This window comes from Flavobacterium flavipigmentatum (assembly GCF_020911905.1).
GTDB classification, from domain to species: Bacteria; Bacteroidota; Bacteroidia; order Flavobacteriales; family Flavobacteriaceae; genus Flavobacterium; species Flavobacterium flavipigmentatum.
Window position 1 is genome coordinate 620,441 of record NZ_CP087133.1, and the last position, 16,886, is coordinate 637,326.

The 16,886-nt window shown below is 33.8% G+C and carries 14 protein-coding genes; 1 reads left to right on the forward strand and 13 read right to left on the reverse strand.

Going from position 1 to position 16,886, the window contains the following annotated elements:
* Nucleotides 1–46: 46 nt before the first annotated feature.
* Nucleotides 47–2,668: an AAA family ATPase gene (locus LNP22_RS03035; protein ID WP_229975282.1), complete on the reverse strand. Its 2,622-nt coding sequence runs from the start codon at nt 2,666–2,668 to the stop codon at nt 47–49.
* A gap of 324 nt (nt 2,669–2,992) precedes the next feature.
* Between LNP22_RS03035 and LNP22_RS18445 the strand changes: the two genes are divergently transcribed.
* Nucleotides 2,993–3,220, forward strand: a complete 228-nt coding sequence (locus tag LNP22_RS18445; RefSeq protein WP_319616376.1) for a hypothetical protein — start codon at nt 2,993–2,995, stop codon at nt 3,218–3,220.
* A 224-nt stretch (nt 3,221–3,444) separates the two neighbouring features.
* Here LNP22_RS18445 and LNP22_RS03045 read toward each other — a convergent pair whose 3' ends face one another.
* From LNP22_RS03045 to LNP22_RS03100, 12 genes are all read right to left on the reverse strand, one after another.
* Nucleotides 3,445–3,936, reverse strand: coding sequence for a hypothetical protein (locus LNP22_RS03045; protein WP_229975284.1), 492 nt, complete (start codon nt 3,934–3,936; stop codon nt 3,445–3,447).
* 125 nt (nt 3,937–4,061) lie between these two features.
* Nucleotides 4,062–6,047 carry a DUF3857 domain-containing protein gene (locus LNP22_RS03050; protein ID WP_229975285.1) on the reverse strand — a complete coding sequence of 662 codons (1,986 nt, stop codon included), beginning with the start codon at nt 6,045–6,047 and terminating at the stop codon, nt 4,062–4,064.
* A gap of 1 nt (nt 6,048) precedes the next feature.
* Nucleotides 6,049–8,079: a DUF3858 domain-containing protein gene (locus tag LNP22_RS03055; RefSeq protein WP_229975286.1), complete on the reverse strand. Its 2,031-nt coding sequence runs from the start codon at nt 8,077–8,079 to the stop codon at nt 6,049–6,051.
* 5 nt (nt 8,080–8,084) lie between these two features.
* The gene (locus LNP22_RS03060; RefSeq protein ID WP_229975288.1) at nt 8,085–9,992 is read right to left on the reverse strand and encodes a DUF3858 domain-containing protein; all 1,908 of its coding nucleotides are present in this window, start codon (nt 9,990–9,992) and stop codon (nt 8,085–8,087) included.
* Between the two features lie 63 nt (nt 9,993–10,055).
* A complete protein-coding gene (dtd, locus tag LNP22_RS03065; RefSeq protein ID WP_229975289.1) occupies nt 10,056–10,508 on the reverse strand; it encodes a D-aminoacyl-tRNA deacylase in 453 nt (150 codons plus the stop codon).
* Between the two features lie 87 nt (nt 10,509–10,595).
* The gene (gene rsgA, locus LNP22_RS03070) at nt 10,596–11,579 is read right to left on the reverse strand and encodes a ribosome small subunit-dependent GTPase A (RefSeq protein ID WP_229975290.1); all 984 of its coding nucleotides are present in this window, start codon (nt 11,577–11,579) and stop codon (nt 10,596–10,598) included.
* Nucleotides 11,580–11,860: 281 nt separating this feature from the next.
* Nucleotides 11,861–12,943 (reverse strand): bifunctional 3-deoxy-7-phosphoheptulonate synthase/chorismate mutase type II, encoded by a 1,083-nt coding sequence (locus tag LNP22_RS03075; RefSeq protein ID WP_229975291.1) that lies wholly within the window; start codon nt 12,941–12,943, stop codon nt 11,861–11,863.
* 55 nt (nt 12,944–12,998) lie between these two features.
* A complete protein-coding gene (locus LNP22_RS03080; protein WP_229975292.1) occupies nt 12,999–13,850 on the reverse strand; it encodes a prephenate dehydrogenase in 852 nt (283 codons plus the stop codon).
* 93 nt (nt 13,851–13,943) lie between these two features.
* Nucleotides 13,944–15,089 (reverse strand): pyridoxal phosphate-dependent aminotransferase, encoded by a 1,146-nt coding sequence (locus LNP22_RS03085; RefSeq protein WP_229975293.1) that lies wholly within the window; start codon nt 15,087–15,089, stop codon nt 13,944–13,946.
* A 75-nt stretch (nt 15,090–15,164) separates the two neighbouring features.
* The gene (locus LNP22_RS03090; protein WP_229975294.1) at nt 15,165–15,992 is read right to left on the reverse strand and encodes a prephenate dehydratase; all 828 of its coding nucleotides are present in this window, start codon (nt 15,990–15,992) and stop codon (nt 15,165–15,167) included.
* Between the two features lie 360 nt (nt 15,993–16,352).
* Entirely contained in the window at nt 16,353–16,652 is a 300-nt protein-coding gene (locus LNP22_RS03095; protein ID WP_229975295.1) for a type II toxin-antitoxin system RelE/ParE family toxin, read from the reverse strand.
* Nucleotides 16,652–16,858 carry an addiction module protein gene (locus tag LNP22_RS03100; protein WP_229975296.1) on the reverse strand — a complete coding sequence of 69 codons (207 nt, stop codon included), beginning with the start codon at nt 16,856–16,858 and terminating at the stop codon, nt 16,652–16,654. The genes LNP22_RS03095 and LNP22_RS03100 overlap by 1 nt, the downstream gene beginning before the upstream one ends.
* Between the last annotated feature and the right edge of the window lie 28 nt (nt 16,859–16,886).

Here is a 16,886-nt window from a genome sequence, read left to right on the forward strand (position 1 = left end):
ATTGTTCGTGCTGCGCACGCAACGAAACCCTAGCTGTTATGCCTTGTTATTTTCTACGTTTTCTAATTTCAGCGGTATAATTTTCTAATATAGTTAAATCAGCAAGAAATTCGGCGGAATCAGGCATTTCCTCAATTAAAGTTCCTGCGGTATCGTGTCCCGTAAAATAAGTAGAACATTTACTCATATTTGTGTCAACTAGGTTATAATCCTCATCCGTTAAATCTACAATTTTTGATAAACGTTGAGTTTGTATTGCTCTGCCAAATCTTTGAATTGCTCCATTTAAGAATACTTCTTCAACAAAACGCTCCCAAGTTTCTCGAAGTTTTCCATATAAATATTTTGCTCGTTCTTTATAAACTTCTTCAGTTTCAGTTCGCTCAATTTTTTCTAATTGTTGATATTCATTTTTTAGCAATCCGATACGCTTTCCAACATGTAAAGCATCCCAAGGTGGGTTGCTTGCAATTAGTCCTGTTTCTTGTTTCTTTCTTGTAAGACTCTTTATGTCTAAATTACAATTCAGATTTTCAGAATGCTCTTGAATCATTAGTAAAAAAGTGATGTCGTGAGTAAAAACTATAACTTGTCGTTCTAAAGCTTCTTCTGCAATTCTTTTTGATATTTTATTTCGCCATTTATGGTCTAGAGATGAAACTGGATCGTCAAAAATTATAGCACTTTTATGTTCTGAAGTGGATAATTCAGACAAGAACGTTGCTAATGAAATGCATCTATGTTCTCCTTCACTTAAAATGTCTTTTAATACAATTCCATTTGCATTTTGTTCGTCAAGTCTTAAATAATGGTATTGTTTTCCTCTTTGACCTTTAGTTTCGGTTTCTATTTTAATATTTTTAAAACCTAGTTTTGAAAGTTCAGTTTTGAAGTTTTGTTTAAGATTTTGACTGATATATTTTGTTGCTAACTCATTACTATGTGTCGTAATTGTTCGAGTAGTACATTTACTGATGCACTGATTAAGTAGTTTTATTTTTTTCTGACGATAAATTTCGCGAGCTAATTTGGGTTTAAAATCGAAAATCTTTTTTTCTCCTTTTAATTGATTTAATTCTTTATTGAGTGGAATTAAATCATCTTCAATTGATAGAACTTTTAATTTTTCATTTTCTTCTTTTAAGCTTTTAATTAATTCTTGAATTAATGTCTTAGGAGTATTTTCTATTTCAATTGAGTCAATTACTTCAACTATTTTTTTTCTTTCAAAAAGACCTGTTAAATTATCCCTTTGATTTAAAAGCAATTCTAAATATTTTATTTGAATTTGTGAATAATCATCAATTATTTCATCAAGTTCAATGGCTGTAGGATTTTGTTCCTCAAAAGAGAAATCTATTTTATTTAAATTTTCATTTGCTAAATTAAATTCATCAAATGCTTCATCATAAGTTTTTTGAATGTCATTTTTTACAAAACTTTCAAAAGACACAAATCTGTTTTTTGCATCTTCATCTAAATCTTGTAGACAAAGTGGGCAATTGCTGTCTTCATTTACTTCTGGGAAATTTTCTGTTTCGGTACTTATATTGTAGAATTTCCGAGCACTCTCCCAAAGTAATTTCCAAGAACTATTACCAACACCTTCAATTGGCAATTCAGAGAATGCTTTTTCAGAAGATTCTTTTAGAGCTTCGCTTGTTGTTACAAGATTGTTTAATGTTAGTTTTAAATCTATTAAAATTGCACCTGTTAATTGATTTTCAAGCGCTTGAAATTTGTTTTGTAAAATTTCGAAACGCTTTATTTTTTCTTCATTTTCTTTTAAACTTTTCTTTGGGTCTGTTGCTTTTAATTTATCAATTTCTATAATTAATTCTTCAATTCTAGAACTTTTAGTTGAATTCCAAATTGATTCAGCTCTTAATTCGTCAAGAGTTGAATTTGAATTTAAGTTTTCGAGAAATGTTTTTGCAGTTGAACAATCAGAGACTTCCAAAAGTGTATGGTCGAATTTCTGTAAAGCAGGACTCAATAAGTCTGCATTTAGACCGTTTTCAACCCTTTTTATATCTATTGCTAATTTTTCTACAATAGATAAACCTTGAGGAATGAAAGCAATTTCATCTTCTCCTTCAATGTAATGATTTGCACTAAATGTATCAAAAACGTCAATGCTTTTTAAAACAGAGTTATTTACTTGTTCATTAACGAGATATACTGTATTGAAATTTGTTCCATCAGTTGTGTACTCTATATCTGCCTTTTTATCTTTTCCAAAACAAGTTGGGTCATATAAGTTAACATTTATTTTTGGTTTATGACCTCTTGTATTACAAGCGTGTTTTAAAATACTCACATAACTTGATTTTCCTGAACCATTATCTCCATAGACAATTGTTAGACCATTTGGTGCAAATTCTAATTCACTAGCTTTTGAGAGAGCGTTTACATTATCTACATTGGAAATTTTAGAAAGTATCACATTATCACTGCTAGTTGAGTTATTTGCAAAATTTCTTAAATCGTCAAAATCAACTTCATCAAAAGCAAATTCAGATAATCCATAATCTACTTTACAAATTTCTTTGAGTTCTGCAATGTCATTTTCAGTAAGTTCATTATTTCTAATTAAGCGGTCAATTGCTACTTGCCAAAAAACTGGCTTGTTTTCAGCCCAATCAATTATGTCGTTTAGTATTGGCATCGTTCTCTAGGTTATTAAATTCTCTGTCGGTTTTTTATAATAAGGCACAACTTATATATACTCGCTACAAAGTTAAGCCTATCAACCCTTATATGGGTGTATACACGTAGTTTTGTATCGCTTTTTTGTGTTTCTGTTTTAACAACAAAGCAACACAAGTGCTTCATTCAATCTAAAACAAATATAACAATTCCAGCACCATCATCTCTGAGGGAAACCGTAATGGGTAATTATTTATTTTAAGCAAGTATAACACTAAATAAAGATAGGGGAGCAGGTATTTATACCTATTTTGGTGGAGCGTTGGGGTTTTGTTATGCAATAATGATCGAATTTACCCCAAATTTGACGTCTGGAACGTCAAATTTGACATCACAGACGCCAAGTTTGACATCAGTAACGCCAAATTTGACATCAGGAACGTCAAATTTGACATCAGGAACGCCAAATTTGACATCAGGAACGTCAAATTTGACGTCAGGGACGCCAAATTTGACGTTATTTTTCAAATCGCCAAATTCAATTAACTACAAATCTGAGTCCGACTCTTAACATACTGAAAATTAGTTAATTTTAAACTTTGCAAAATTCCTGCACGTTTTTTTTTTGACCTTTTAGGTATTAATTGTACTAAAAACCATACCTACAAGGTTTTTGAAACCTTGCAGGATTAATAAATTCCTAATATTTAGCACTTTATTAATCGAGTTCAGGTTACAACACAAAAAAACCTCTTTGTATTGCTACAAAAGGTTTTTTGCTATTCAATAGTGATTTTAGATTTCTGTTTCCGAGTCATTTACAGCGTTTGTTGTTCCTGTACGATTAAAAAACTGCCCAATCTCTGCTACTTTATTTTCGAAGCCTGCAACTTTGGTACTTGCCTTGTATTGGCTGAATCCGTAGTCTGTTAGTGCTGCCTGATAATTATCATAATCATGAAGAATTTTATTGTTGTTCAGGCTGTCTATGATGTTTTGCAAACGGGTCATGAGTTTCTGTATAAAATCGCGAGAATCATAATCGGCCTGAAATTCTGCCCAGTCCACATCTGGCGAACTCAAAGCCGGCGTGCTAGTGCGATAATCCATCACTTTGTTTACGATTAGTTTGTTTTGCTCGTTGATGCTCCCGTACTTTTTGCGTTCGTCCGGATTAAGATTTTTGAACTTCGGGCTAAGAATGTTTTCAAGAGAAACTACTGCTGCCAGTATAGATGTTTTCTCAGTAGCCAGATAATGGTTGTTGTTTAAATTTTCGAAAGGCATACTATTTGGTTTTAAATTAAAGAAAAATTTCTATACCAAATATACAAATTACTTTATTTAAAGTAAGAATAAGCTTTCTTTGTGTTTGCTATTATATTTATTTTCAAACGTATAGTGTAAATAAACTAAAGCCGTTTAAGAACAATTTTTTGATTTTGACTGGCGATCACTTTCTGAAAAATTTCTTTTAATCCTTCGTACTGATCCACAGCAAAGACACTATTATTGATTTCTTTTATACAAATAATCTGGATTTTGTTGTCCTGCGCAGCAATGTTAAACGTATAGGTGATACCATTATTTTCTGCCATCATCTGGATTGGTTTGGGCAATGTCTCTATCGCATAGCCTTCCGGGATCTCCATATTTATATTGTATTTTTCTAAGGTTGGAAAACTCAAAGAAACCGGCATTTGTCTTTTTTCCTGATGGAAAGGATTTTTGGTTGTTGTAAAAAACAGCATCGGAGAAACAAATACTTTGTCTCCGATAATTTCAGTTTGATGGTCTGCTATAAAATCGAAAGTCTCTAATAGCGGTTTATCAAGATTTGTTTTTATGTTTTCGACACTGTATTTCGAAATTTTTACATCGCCTAATTGTTGTTCGAGTTTCTCAAGATAGTTTTCTGTATTTCTGTCGGCATTTGCTACTCTAAAACGATACGCTTCATAGTCACTTTTATGAGTTCTAACTTTTCCTTGTAACTGACCCGAAGGAGTAATTTTGACCATGATGTTTAAAAATTCTTTGGACTGCCCCGTTGGAACCAAATTTATTTCCTGCGAAGATCCGTCACTTTTTATAAGTCTTCCGTTCCAGTTAAGAACATTGAGAGGCAAAATATCGGGAGTTGTAAATTTGTGCGTAGCGTCTAGCAAAATTTGTTTACCATCTATTTCTGCGGCAGCAATTACATAATTAAAACCTGTTCGGGTGGGGTAAACTGGCGTGCCATTTTCTACCGTACTTACTAGAACCGGGCTTACCTCTATTCCGGCCAGCTTGAGCATATTAATTAAAATAAAATTGATCTCAGCTACATTTCCTGTCTGACTTTTATAGGCTTCTAAAACTCCTTTGTCTGTGTAATAATCATTTTTCTCGTCCCAATTCATTTTATTCTGGACGAATTTAAAAATGATATTCAACCTTTCTTTTTTATCCTCGACACCTTCCAGCAAACGTTTTACATCTTCTACTAAAAACGAACTTTGACCGAGTTGTTTTCCAAAACTATCATCTTTAAAAATCATTTTGGCGACTCCTTCCCATGTCATGGTGTAATCTTTTACGGGTTGGTCTGGCATGCGAACTCTCTCCAATTCGAGCTGAAGAGATCCTTTGTAATTATCGACATTATCAACATAGGGCTCGTTTTGCAAGGCCGGAATATCTTTGGCCGAATAAAAGGAACTGATTTGTCTGTACGAAAACCTACTGGTCTGATTATGCTCATTCTCATACGTCTGAGAACCGTTTTCCATTTTATGATCTGCTTCAACTACCTGTTTGCCAATAAGAATCGATTTGTAAATATAAAACTCCGGGATCTCGGTTTTATATTCAAAATAATTTACAGGAATATCGTATTGAAAATCATAATCGGGAAACTTGACTATATTCTCGGATTTCAAAACATATTTAAATTCGATAATAGCACCCACTTTTACGTTGGGCAGCGTGATGGTTTTTTCGTTCCAGTATTTATTTACACTGTTCTTAAAGCTGCCCTGACTGTCCAACTTGGTTTTTACCACTTTACCATTTTCGAGATTGTATGTTGCAGCATCAGAAAATTCCAGCCGATCTTTGTTGATACTTTCATATCCAACATAAAATCTAACTTTTTGATCTGCCCAACTAAGCCCTTCTTTTTTATAAATTTTGATTTTAAACTCGTAGGCATGATTTACAGTAAAACCACTTTTGATATTATACGAAAAAAAAGTTCTTGCTTTTTTGAATAAGATTGTCGCAGGAGCAGCTGTATCCTTAGGATTTGCTTTTTCCTGCAATTCGGCTGTAGTTACTTTTCCGAGTTCATAATTTTGTGCTTTTGCCTGTGTACTTAGAAATAAAAAAATAACTACAGCAATCTTAATTTTCATATTATATTCTTTTTAAAACGATCTTTTCAGTTTCTTTTGCCACCATTCCTTTGTAATATTCTTTAAGCATATCATATTTTTCTGTAGTAACAATGGCTTCGTTTATTTGATGTACTACATTGAGCTGTAGTACATTTTGATTTTGAGCAATAACAAATTTAAAACTCCCCAAATTATCTTCCATGTTCATGACAACAGGAGCAGGCAATGTTTCTACTGTAAATCCTTCTGGAATCTGAATGGTGATGCTGTATTTGTCTAAAAATGGATATCCAAAATCTACAGGATATTCTCTAATCTCTTGCTTGAATGGATTTTCGTGATTGCTAAAAAACAACATCGGATCAACGTATATTTTGCCTCCAATGACTTCACATAAATTATTTCCTGTAAAAGAATACGTCTCGATGGTTGGCAATAAAATTTCTTTCTGATTGGTTCTCACGTAATCACTGATTTCTATTTTATTGTTTTCGTTTTCCAATTTTTCCAAGTACTCTTCTTCTTTCAAACCCTCAATATTATTTCTGGTAATCATCGCATTATGATCAAAACATTGTCTTCTGGCTTTACCCGACACTTTGCCTTCAGGATCTATCGCATAAGAAAGAAAAACAATATCGTTTGACACTTTTTTAGGCATCAGATCAACTTCTTCAGAGCTTCCGTCTTTTCTAATTAATCTTCCCTGCCAGTTTAAAACCCTCAGAGGCAAAACATTTGGAACAGAATACTTATCAGAAGCATCCAATAACACATATCCTGTTGGAGTTTCTACGGCTGCAATTACATAATTAAAAGCCGTTCTGTTCGGGAACAATGCAATTCCGTTTGAGCGCGTACTTGTAAGAACAGGATTTGCTGTTAATCCTGCGTAACGCAACATGGCAGTTAGCATCAAATTGATGTCGGCGATATTTCCTGTTTTCTCTTTGTATGCCTTTCTAACTCCGCTATCGCAATCATACCCAAAATAACCATTCCATTTTACACTGGATTTTACATGATTTAAGAGTGCTATTATTTTTTCATCTGGTGTATTCAAACCGTTTAAAACCGTTTTGATATCGTCTTCAAAATAACCTGTTTTGTTTAATTCAGGTCCAAAAGTATCATAATCATAAATTGTTTTCACCACCGAATTCCAGTCTGCCGAGAACATTTTTACAGGTTGATTTGGATTTTTAACCATTGACAATTCGTGCGATATACTGGAAAGATAATTATCGATGTTGTTGACAAAAGATTCTTCTTTCATGGCTGGGAAATGCTCGCCGCTGTAGGTAGTTTCAGTTTCGATATAATCAAGTTTATCTGTTGAATATTCTGTTCTTACTCCACCTCCTCCTGGACCACCAGTAGAAACTCTGTCTTTGTTTGTAAAAACTATCGATCTATTATTTTTCTGCGTGGCTACTTTAGGAAAAACATATCCTTTTTGCCTCGGATTAAAAACATAATACTCTGGAATATAGGTTTTAAACTCAGAGTAATTGACAGGAATACTGGTTTGAAAATCCCAGTCACGCATCATTCCTATACTTGCAGTCCTCACCGTATATTTGAATTCTAACACAGAGCCTTCTTTTACATTGGGCATTGTTATTTTTTTTCTTGACCTGTATTTGTTTACATTTTCATCAAAAATTCCGTCGCTTTTGAGTTTTGTTTTCTCTACTTTTCCATTCACCAAATTGAAAGTTACAGCATCCGAGAAGTCGACTTTTTCTCTGCTTGCCGAGCTACCAACATAATACACGACGCCTTGATTTGCCCAATCGTACCCTTCTTTTTTATAAATTTTAATACGTGTTTCTACTTCTGTTACCAGAACAAAACCATCATTCTGATTGAACTCAATCTTAGACGCCCCTTTCTTATACAAAATGGCAGCCACAGCAGCCGTGTCTTTTGGGTGTACCTTCTGCTCCAATTCGGCAATAGATACTTTCCCTAATTTAAATTCCTGAGCCGTTGCTTTAGACAAGACAAACAAAAGACTTACGAGACTAAAAAAAGTACTGAATTTCATGGTAATTAGTTCTTGGTTAATATAATTTTGGCATTATCATTTCTTGAAACCTGTTCCATAAAAAGACGGTATTCGTCATATTCTTTATTCGAATATTTTCCTTTATTGACCGATATGGAGCGTTTGTAAATGAGTTTATTATTCTCTTTTTTGATGATTTCGGTTTTATATTCTCCAAATTTTCCTTTAAGTTCAAAATTTGAAGGCAAAAATTCGATCGCAAAACCAGTGGGCAAACTAACCTCTATTTCATCGGTATCGATGTATCCTCTCTGAAATTGAAAAGGATTTTTACGATTTCTAATGCGTTTTACATTCATTGAATTTTGATTGAAAACATCTACCGCAAAAATTAATTTGTTTGCAGAAATGGTAGCGTAATTAGCCGCGCTAATTTGTATATCCTCGGTAAATCGAACATTTTCTTTATCGTTGTTGAATGTGATTTTGCCCAATTTCAAATTATTGATATAATCCCAATATTCTTTATAATGTGCTTCCTTTTCTGTAGGCTGTAATGTTTCTACTCTGGATTTAGAGCTGTATTGCGAGCCTTCGGAAACGATACTAATAGCACCCGTCAAAGTCCCATTTTGGTCGATGGCATACGATCCTTTATCGGTTTGTTTGTTGCCCTTGTCATCGTAAATTTTGGTGTGTACAATTTCTCCTCCTTCAGGTTTAATAACCAAAACATCTCTGTCGTCTGTAAAGGTTCCTTGATACCCAAAAGGATCATCCTGACTTGTACATTCGAGCCAAGTGTAATGATCTCCTGTTGGAATAGACAAAATCATGTGATTCCCCTGCATCGAGACAAACTCAGACTCGATATTTGTTTTATAAGCGTCTCCATACAAAACGGTATTGTACGAGGGTACGTCTACGGCTTGCAAAAGTGCTTTTGTATAATTGGTTAATGCTTTGCAATCGCCATATCCCAGACGATCTACATCAGTGGCAAGCATAGGTTTCCACCCCCCGATACCTACTTGAATACTAACATATCTTGATTTTTTCTGAACGAAATCGTAAACAATTTTCGCTTTTTTTATTGGATCCTTTTCCTCACCAACAAGAGCTTTTATTTTAGTTTTTGTCTCTTCAGGCAAGTCTGTTGTCCCCGACAAAATTTTCTCTGAGTACCATTTCCCAAAATCAACCCAATTCGTAGCTGTTCCATCAACACCTTCTAAATGAAAATATTCTAAACCCATCATTACTTTTGGAAATAACTCTCTGTAAGAAGGGCTATAATCTTCTTGTTTTTGAGCCAAAATATTTGATGCAACATACGAGAGCTGCGTATCTGTATCTAACGTTTTTTTGATATCAAAGTTTGAAAACTGAAATTCTTTCTTTTTAAAACCCAATTCCTTCAAAAAAACAACATTTAAAGATGCTTTTTCTACACTGGTATTAAAACCTTGGAGAGGCATCCATTTTGGAATAAAAGCTGTAGAAGAAGTTTGAACTTCACTGATAAATTCGACCGTAAAAGGATAAGAAATAGGAGTGTAATCTAAATAGAGGTATCTGCTATCTGAAAAAAGTGTCCCGCCGCCAACAACACTTTGATCTTTAAAATCTTTTCGTCTGACTTTTTTGATCTCTTTACCAAAAGCATCATAGATGATGGCTTCGATATTTTTTACAGAAGTTGATTTATCATAAAACTCAAAAGATTCTGTGGCATCAAAACCTTTTTCATTCAAAACCGTTACAATACGATGATTTTTAGCATTCATGCTGCGTTGTGACAAAATCGTAATATCGGTTTGATTGAAACGCACCACGGCATTCGCATTTTCTTTAAGACTATCGGAGATAGAAAGTATCGAATAGTCCGACTTTTGAGCCAATAAAAGAGAAGAAAAAAAGAAGAAAAACAGTGCGCCAACGTGAGATTTCATTAGTAAGGAATTTCGTCAAATATATATTATTTTTAGAAATTATTAACAAATTGGGTGTTATTTTTATACCCTGTTTTTGCTATCCATCAAAATCGTTACAGGGCCATCATTTAACAGACTCACTTTCATATCTGCACCAAAAATCCCGGTTTGTATTTTTTTGTTGAAGTCTTTTTCTAAAGATTTTACAAAATTCTCATACATGGGAATTGCAAACTCTGGCTTTGAAGCTTTTATATACGAAGGGCGATTGCCTTTTTTTGTAGACGCATGCAGCGTAAATTGACTTACCGCAATAATATCGCCATCAATATCCTGAACCGAGCAGTTCATGACCTCATTTTCGTCAGGAAAAATGCGCATTTTAGTGATTTTTCCAACCAGCCAATCGACATCCTCTTGCGTATCTAAATCTTCAATACCTACTAAAACCAATAATCCGTTTTGAATGTCAGCGATTTTATTGCCCTCCACCGTTACTGAGGCTTGAGAGACTCTTTGAAGAACGATTTTCATATATTTAGTCTTAAAGTTTGAAAGTCATAAAGTCAAAAGTTTTCTCTAAGTATATTATGACTTTTCGACTTTGGACTTGGGATTGTTTTATTTTTGATTTCTGGTTTCGTCGCTAATTTTTCGATCTTCATCATACGAATCGGTACGATAATTTTCTTCATCACCTTCAAGGATTTTCAAATAACTATTGTAGCGTGACCAAGCGATCTCATCTTTTTCTAAGGCTGCTTTTATGGCACAATGCGGTTCTTCTTTATGCAGACAATTATTAAATTTGCATTGTTCTTTCAATCTAAAAAATTCAGGAAAATAACCGCTGATTTCTTCTTTCTCCATATCTACAATTCCGAAACCTTTGATTCCGGGTGTATCGATAATTTTAGCATCAAAAGACAAATCATACATTTCGGCAAAAGTTGTGGTGTGCTGTCCCTGTTTGCTAGCTTCAGAAATGGTTTTGGTTTTAAGATGCAAAGACGGTTCCATGGCGTTGACCAAAGTCGATTTACCAACACCAGAATGTCCAGAAAACATGCTCACTTTACCAATCATCATTTCTTTCAACTCCTCAATTCCTTTCATTTCTGTTGAAGAAACACGAAGGCATTTGTATCCAATTTGTTCATAGACATACTGCATGTACAATTGGTCGTCTAATGTAGTTTCGTCAAAAGTATCAATTTTATTAAAAACCAGAATTGTTTCAATATTATAAGCTTCGGCAGTTACCAGAAAACGGTCTATAAAATTGAAAGTTGTTGGGGGATTGTTAATTGTTATCAATAAAAAAACGCGATCAATATTAGAAGCAATAATGTGCATCTGATGCGATAAATTTACCGATTTACGAACGATATAATTCTTTCTTTCGTGAATATGATGAATCGTTCCCGTAACAGCATCCGAAGTTTCTTCGAGTTCATAATCGACAACATCGCCTACAGCAATAGGATTGGTACTTTTGATACCTTTCATCCTAAACTTTCCTTTCATACGGCATTCGATAAAATCGCCTTTTTCAGATTTTACGGTGTACCAACTTCCTGTAGATTTGTAAACGAGTCCTGTCATTTTTAAATTTTAGATATTCTGATTTTAGATTTTAAATTCAAAAACTAAATCTCTGCAAAGATAAATTAATAATTTTTACCATAATACGTTATATAAGGGAATATAAATGAGCCTGGATTTGAGAATCCGATACGATAGTTTGTAAAATAAATAAATCTCCAAGTTTCTTTCGAAACATGGAGATTTAAAGCTTTTATCATACAATTGATATAAGGAAATTTAATATCTTAATTACTCAAAACTAAATAAAACTTATATCACCTATATGGTTTTTAAAAAAATTATGCATTAAATACTTTTTCCTGGTGACTAATACTTTCCTGGTGAATTGCTTTGAACATTCTCAAAACAAACTCCTCAGTAAGACCTTTTTTCTCACCTTCCAAAATCATTTTTCCTAAGATTTCATTCCAACGATTGTTTTGAAGAATCGCTACGTTGGCATCTTTTTTCACTTGACCAATTTCGTCAGCCACTTTCATACGTTTTCCCAACAACTCTAGTAAGTTAGCATCCAAAACATCGATGTTTGCTCTTAGCTTGGTCATTTTGTTGCTGTACTCATCTGTAGTATCATCTGTTTTTCTGATGGTTAAATCTTTAATGATTTTTTTCAGAGCATCCGGAGTAACCTGTTGAGCAGCATCAGACCAGGCATTGTCCGGATCGTAGTGCGTTTCGATAATCATACCATCATAATTCAAATCTAAAGCCTCTTGCGTTACTTCAAAAATCATTTTGCGATCTCCAGTTATGTGAGATGGATCGATGATTAAAGGTAAATCAGGAAATTTATTTTGCAGTTCGATAGCAATCTGCCATTCCGGAATATTTCTGTATTTTGTTTTTTCGTAAGTAGAAAAACCTCTGTGAATAACTCCTAATTTCTCGATTCCAGCCATGTGTAAACGCTCAACACCACCTAACCATAAAGCCAAATCTGGATTTACAGGGTTTTTAACCAAAACGATTTTATCAGTACCTTTTAATGTGTCAGCAATTTCCTGAACTGCAAAAGGGTTTGCGGTAGTACGAGCACCCACCCATAAAACATCAATATCATGTTCTAAAGCCAGTTTACAGTGTGCAGCAGTTGCAACTTCAGTACCCATTAGTAAACCCGTTTCTTTTTTAGCTTTTTGCAACCATTTCAAACCAATTTCTCCAACACCTTCAAATCCTCCCGGACGCGTTCTTGGTTTCCAGATTCCAGCTCTAAACACACTCACTTTAGAATCTTTCAATTCGTGAGCAATTTTCAATACTTGATCTTCTGTTTCTGCACTACATGGTCCAGCTATCACAAGTGGGTGATTCAAATTGAAATCTTCCAACCACTTTCTCATTTCTTTTTTATTTTCCATCTTTCTATTTATTTATTTTTTAAATTTTATTTTATTATTCTTTTTTTTAATCTGACTACTTTTTCATTCCGTTTAAAATCTCTTTTATCTTATTGACACTTTCCATTTCACTGTAAATAGCATCATAATCTTCGTTTTCTAGGAGTTCTTTAAACTTTGACAAATTGGCAATGTATTCTTCCAATGTTTTAACCACTTGTTTTTTATTCTGCTTAAAAATTGGTGTCCACATCGCTGGTGAACTTTTAGCCAAACGCACCGTACTTTCAAAACCTGAACCGGCCATGTCAAAAATATCCTGCTCGTCTTTCTCTTTATTAATAACCGTCTTCCCGAGCATAAAAGAACTTATGTGTGACAGATGCGACACATAAGCAATATGTTTATCATGTGATTTCGCATCCATATATCGTATTCTCATACCCATCGCATTAAAAAGCCACAATGCTTTTTCCTGCAGTTTGAATGCCGTTTTTTCTACTTCACATATAATATTTGTTTTCCCTTGAAACAATCCCGTTATCGCTGCAGATGGCCCCGAAAATTCTGTACCTGCAATAGGATGCGTAGCAATAAAATTTCTACGTTTTGGATGGTTGACTACTGCTTCACAAATAGGAGTTTTAGTAGAACCAACATCAAAAACAATTGCTGCATCAGGTATTATATCTAATATTTTAGGCAAAAGAACAATAGCAACATCCACAGGAACCGAAACTATCACAAAATCAGCTTTGGCTACATCTTCAAAGACAGCTCCTTCATCAACTACACCAAGAGCAATTGCTTCTTTAATATGATCTTCATTGCTATCTATGCCAAAAATTTTGGTTTGAGGATACAATGCTTTTGAGTCTAAAGCTATTGAGCCTCCAATTAATCCAATTCCTATTACGTATATATTCATATTTATTTTTATTTTTCTTCATTGCGAGGAACGAAGCAACCCTACTAACAATTGATCCAGCGGCCGAGATTGCTTCGTGCCTCGCAATGACATCTAAAATCGATCTATCGCTTCTTGTACTTTTTCTTCTTTAACACACAACGAGAATCTAATATATCCTTCGCCATTACTTCCAAAAATCGTTCCCGGTGTGATAAAAATATGTTTCTCGTATAATATTTCGTCAATAAACTTCTCCGAAGATTCAATTCCATCTGGCAATTTTGCCCACACAAAAAGTCCAACTCCTTCTTTATAAACTTCGCAACCTAATTTTTCTGCTAATTTTTCTGTTAACTCTCTGCGGCGTCTGTAAATTTTATTCTGGTCTTCAAACCAAGATTTATCACAATTTAAAGCCGCAACTGCCCCTTTTTGGATTCCGTAAAACATGCCGCTGTCCATGTTGCTTTTTACTTTCAGGACTGCATCTATAATTTCGGGATTTCCTAAAACCATTCCAACTCTCCAACCTGCCATGTTGAACGTTTTACTTAGTGAATTCAATTCTAAAGCCACTTCTTTTGCCCCTTCAATCTGTAACAAACTCATCGGATTATCATTCAAAACAAAACTATACGGATTGTCATTGACCAACAAAATATTGTGTTTTTTAGCAAAAGCAACCAATTTTTCAAACAACGCCAGACTTCCTCTCGCCCCTGTTGGCATGTGCGGATAACCTAGCCACATGATTTTTACTTTCTTCAGCTCTAATTTTTCCAAAGCTTCAAAATCTGGTTCCCAAGCATTGGCTTCTTTCAAGTCATAATACACCGGGACAGCGCCAACCAAATTGGTTACCGAAGTATAAGTCGGATAACCTGGATTCGGAATCAAAACATGATCACCTTCATTTAAAAAAGCTAGCGAAATGTGCATAATTCCTTCTTTCGAACCCATCAAAGGCAAAATCTCATTATTCGGATTTAATGCAACACCAAACTGATTCTGATAAAAATCGGCCATTCCTTTTCTCAATTCTGGCAATCCCTGATAGCTCTGATAACCGTGCCCGTTTTCATCCAGAATTGCTGCAGCTACTGCTTCAATAACTGCTTTTGACGGACTCAAATCAGGGCTTCCAATTCCCATATTGATAATCGGTTTTCCTTCAGATTGCAGTTGACGCACTTCTCTCAATTTGGATGAGAAGTAGTATTCTTCAACTGTATCTAATCTTTTTGCTGTTGTAATCATTCTTTTTTTGCTTTAGGCTTTAGGCTCTTTTTTGTTTTAACTTTAAAACTTTCTAACTTTCGACTTTATGACTAATCAAGGTTTTGTATTTTTATATTCTCCTAAAACCTTCAAATATTCCGCCATTATATTGAGTAACGATTTGGCTTTTGCGAAATCTTCGTATTTTTCAAATGTGACATCTACGAAAAAAGAATATTTCCAAGGTGTTTCAATTTTTGGAAGCGATTGAATTTTGGTTAAATTCAATTTGCAATCACTCATTACATTCAGAACCGCTGCTAAACTGCCTCTTTTGTGATCCAATTCAAATTTGATAGAGGCTCTATTGATTTCGCTCTCTGGCAAAAAAGAATTTTGTTTTTTGATAATCACAAAACGCGTCATATTGTTTTTTATCGTTTGAATTTCAGGCGCCAGAATTTCCAAATGATACATTTCCGAAGCCGTTTTGCTCGCAATAGCAGCAATTCCTGTCAACTGTTTTTCCTGAATTCTTCTAGCAGTTTCTGCAGTATCTTTGTCTTCAACCAATTTAATATTCGGATATTGTTTTAAGAAATCCATACATTGCAATATTGCCATTGGGTGCGAATGAACCTCCTTAATATCCTCTATTTTCTGACCTTTCAAAGCCATTAAATTTTGATGAATACTCAAATAATGCTCTCCGATTATGTGTAAATTATGCTTATCAATCAAGGCATAATTTGGAATAATAGGCCCTGCAATAGAATTTTCAATTGCCATTACCGCCTGATCCGATTTTCCAGAAAGAAGGCTATCTATCAATTCTTCAAAAGACAAACACTCATCAATAGTCACATTTTCAGCAAAATACTCCTTTACTACTTGATGATGAAAAGATCCTTTTATACCTTGTATTGCAATTTTAGTTGTCATATATTCAAAAAAAAATCCTGATTTTCATCAGGATTGTATATTAGTTTTATTTGTCTTTATATTTTTCAAATAACCATAGCACAATCCTTACTTCTACTAAAGAAGAAATAAAAAGTGTTGCTAAAATAAAAACGGTTATGAGACATTTTGTTTGTGTTTTTCAATAAATTCATTGCGAATGTATACATTATTTTTACCCCACCAAAAAAAATATTGCATTTTATGAAACAAAAAAGGATTTCTTAACAAAATGACTAACTTTTGTAACATAATATAAAAAAAATCCTTTAAAATGAGATTTAGTGAATTGGTTTTGAGGAAGGTTCTGAGTTTCTAGTTGCTGAGAAGCTCAGGTATGAATTACAAGTTTAATCTTTTATTCCAATTTTTAGGTGATCGTGAAGTATGAAAAATACCAATTACAGTAATTTCATCTTTTTCAAATTGATAATGAATTCCATATGGAAATCTGGAAATAAATCTAATTTTTATATTTTTATACTTCTTTTGAAAAGCCTCAGGGTTTCTTGAAATTTCATCAAGTACCGCTTCCAGACAAAGTTCGAAATCATACGAAAGCCCTATTCTTTGTTCTTCATACCAAATTACAATATCTTCAACATCAAATAATGCTTCTTTTACAAACCTAATTTTATACATTATCTAATCGATCTTACATGAGCTTTTACCTCATCCCAAGTATATAATTCAGTTTTTCCTTCTTCTAAGTTCTGTATTCGAATATCCAATTCTCTTTTAGCAGCATCAGAAACTTCTAAATCATCTTTAGAAACACTATCCCACAGTTGCTCAGCCAATAGAATTTTTTCAGCATCACTATATTTCGATAAATTTTTGATTTCCATGTTTTAATATTTTGAGTATTACAAATTT

What these genes read in the sequence shown, in the direction of transcription:
- dtd (WP_229975289.1), bottom strand. Translation starts at nt 10,508, where the DNA reads ATGAAAATCGTTCTTCAAAGAGTCTCTCAAGCCTCAGTAACGGTGGAG.
- rsgA (WP_229975290.1), bottom strand. Translation starts at nt 11,579, where the DNA reads ATGACAGGACTCGTTTACAAATCTACAGGAAGTTGGTACACCGTAAAA.
- LNP22_RS03095 (WP_229975295.1), bottom strand. Translation starts at nt 16,652, where the DNA reads ATGTATAAAATTAGGTTTGTAAAAGAAGCATTATTTGATGTTGAAGAT.
- LNP22_RS03055 (WP_229975286.1), bottom strand. Translation starts at nt 8,079, where the DNA reads ATGAAATTCAGTACTTTTTTTAGTCTCGTAAGTCTTTTGTTTGTCTTG.
- LNP22_RS03090 (WP_229975294.1), bottom strand. Translation starts at nt 15,992, where the DNA reads ATGACAACTAAAATTGCAATACAAGGTATAAAAGGATCTTTTCATCAT.
- LNP22_RS03035 (WP_229975282.1), bottom strand. Translation starts at nt 2,668, where the DNA reads ATGCCAATACTAAACGACATAATTGATTGGGCTGAAAACAAGCCAGTT.
- LNP22_RS03075 (WP_229975291.1), bottom strand. Translation starts at nt 12,943, where the DNA reads ATGGAAAATAAAAAAGAAATGAGAAAGTGGTTGGAAGATTTCAATTTG.
- LNP22_RS03045 (WP_229975284.1), bottom strand. Translation starts at nt 3,936, where the DNA reads ATGCCTTTCGAAAATTTAAACAACAACCATTATCTGGCTACTGAGAAA.
- LNP22_RS03100 (WP_229975296.1), bottom strand. Translation starts at nt 16,858, where the DNA reads ATGGAAATCAAAAATTTATCGAAATATAGTGATGCTGAAAAAATTCTA.
- LNP22_RS18445 (WP_319616376.1), top strand. Translation starts at nt 2,993, where the DNA reads ATGATCGAATTTACCCCAAATTTGACGTCTGGAACGTCAAATTTGACA.
- LNP22_RS03060 (WP_229975288.1), bottom strand. Translation starts at nt 9,992, where the DNA reads ATGAAATCTCACGTTGGCGCACTGTTTTTCTTCTTTTTTTCTTCTCTT.
- LNP22_RS03080 (WP_229975292.1), bottom strand. Translation starts at nt 13,850, where the DNA reads ATGAATATATACGTAATAGGAATTGGATTAATTGGAGGCTCAATAGCT.
- LNP22_RS03050 (WP_229975285.1), bottom strand. Translation starts at nt 6,047, where the DNA reads ATGAAAATTAAGATTGCTGTAGTTATTTTTTTATTTCTAAGTACACAG.
- LNP22_RS03085 (WP_229975293.1), bottom strand. Translation starts at nt 15,089, where the DNA reads ATGATTACAACAGCAAAAAGATTAGATACAGTTGAAGAATACTACTTC.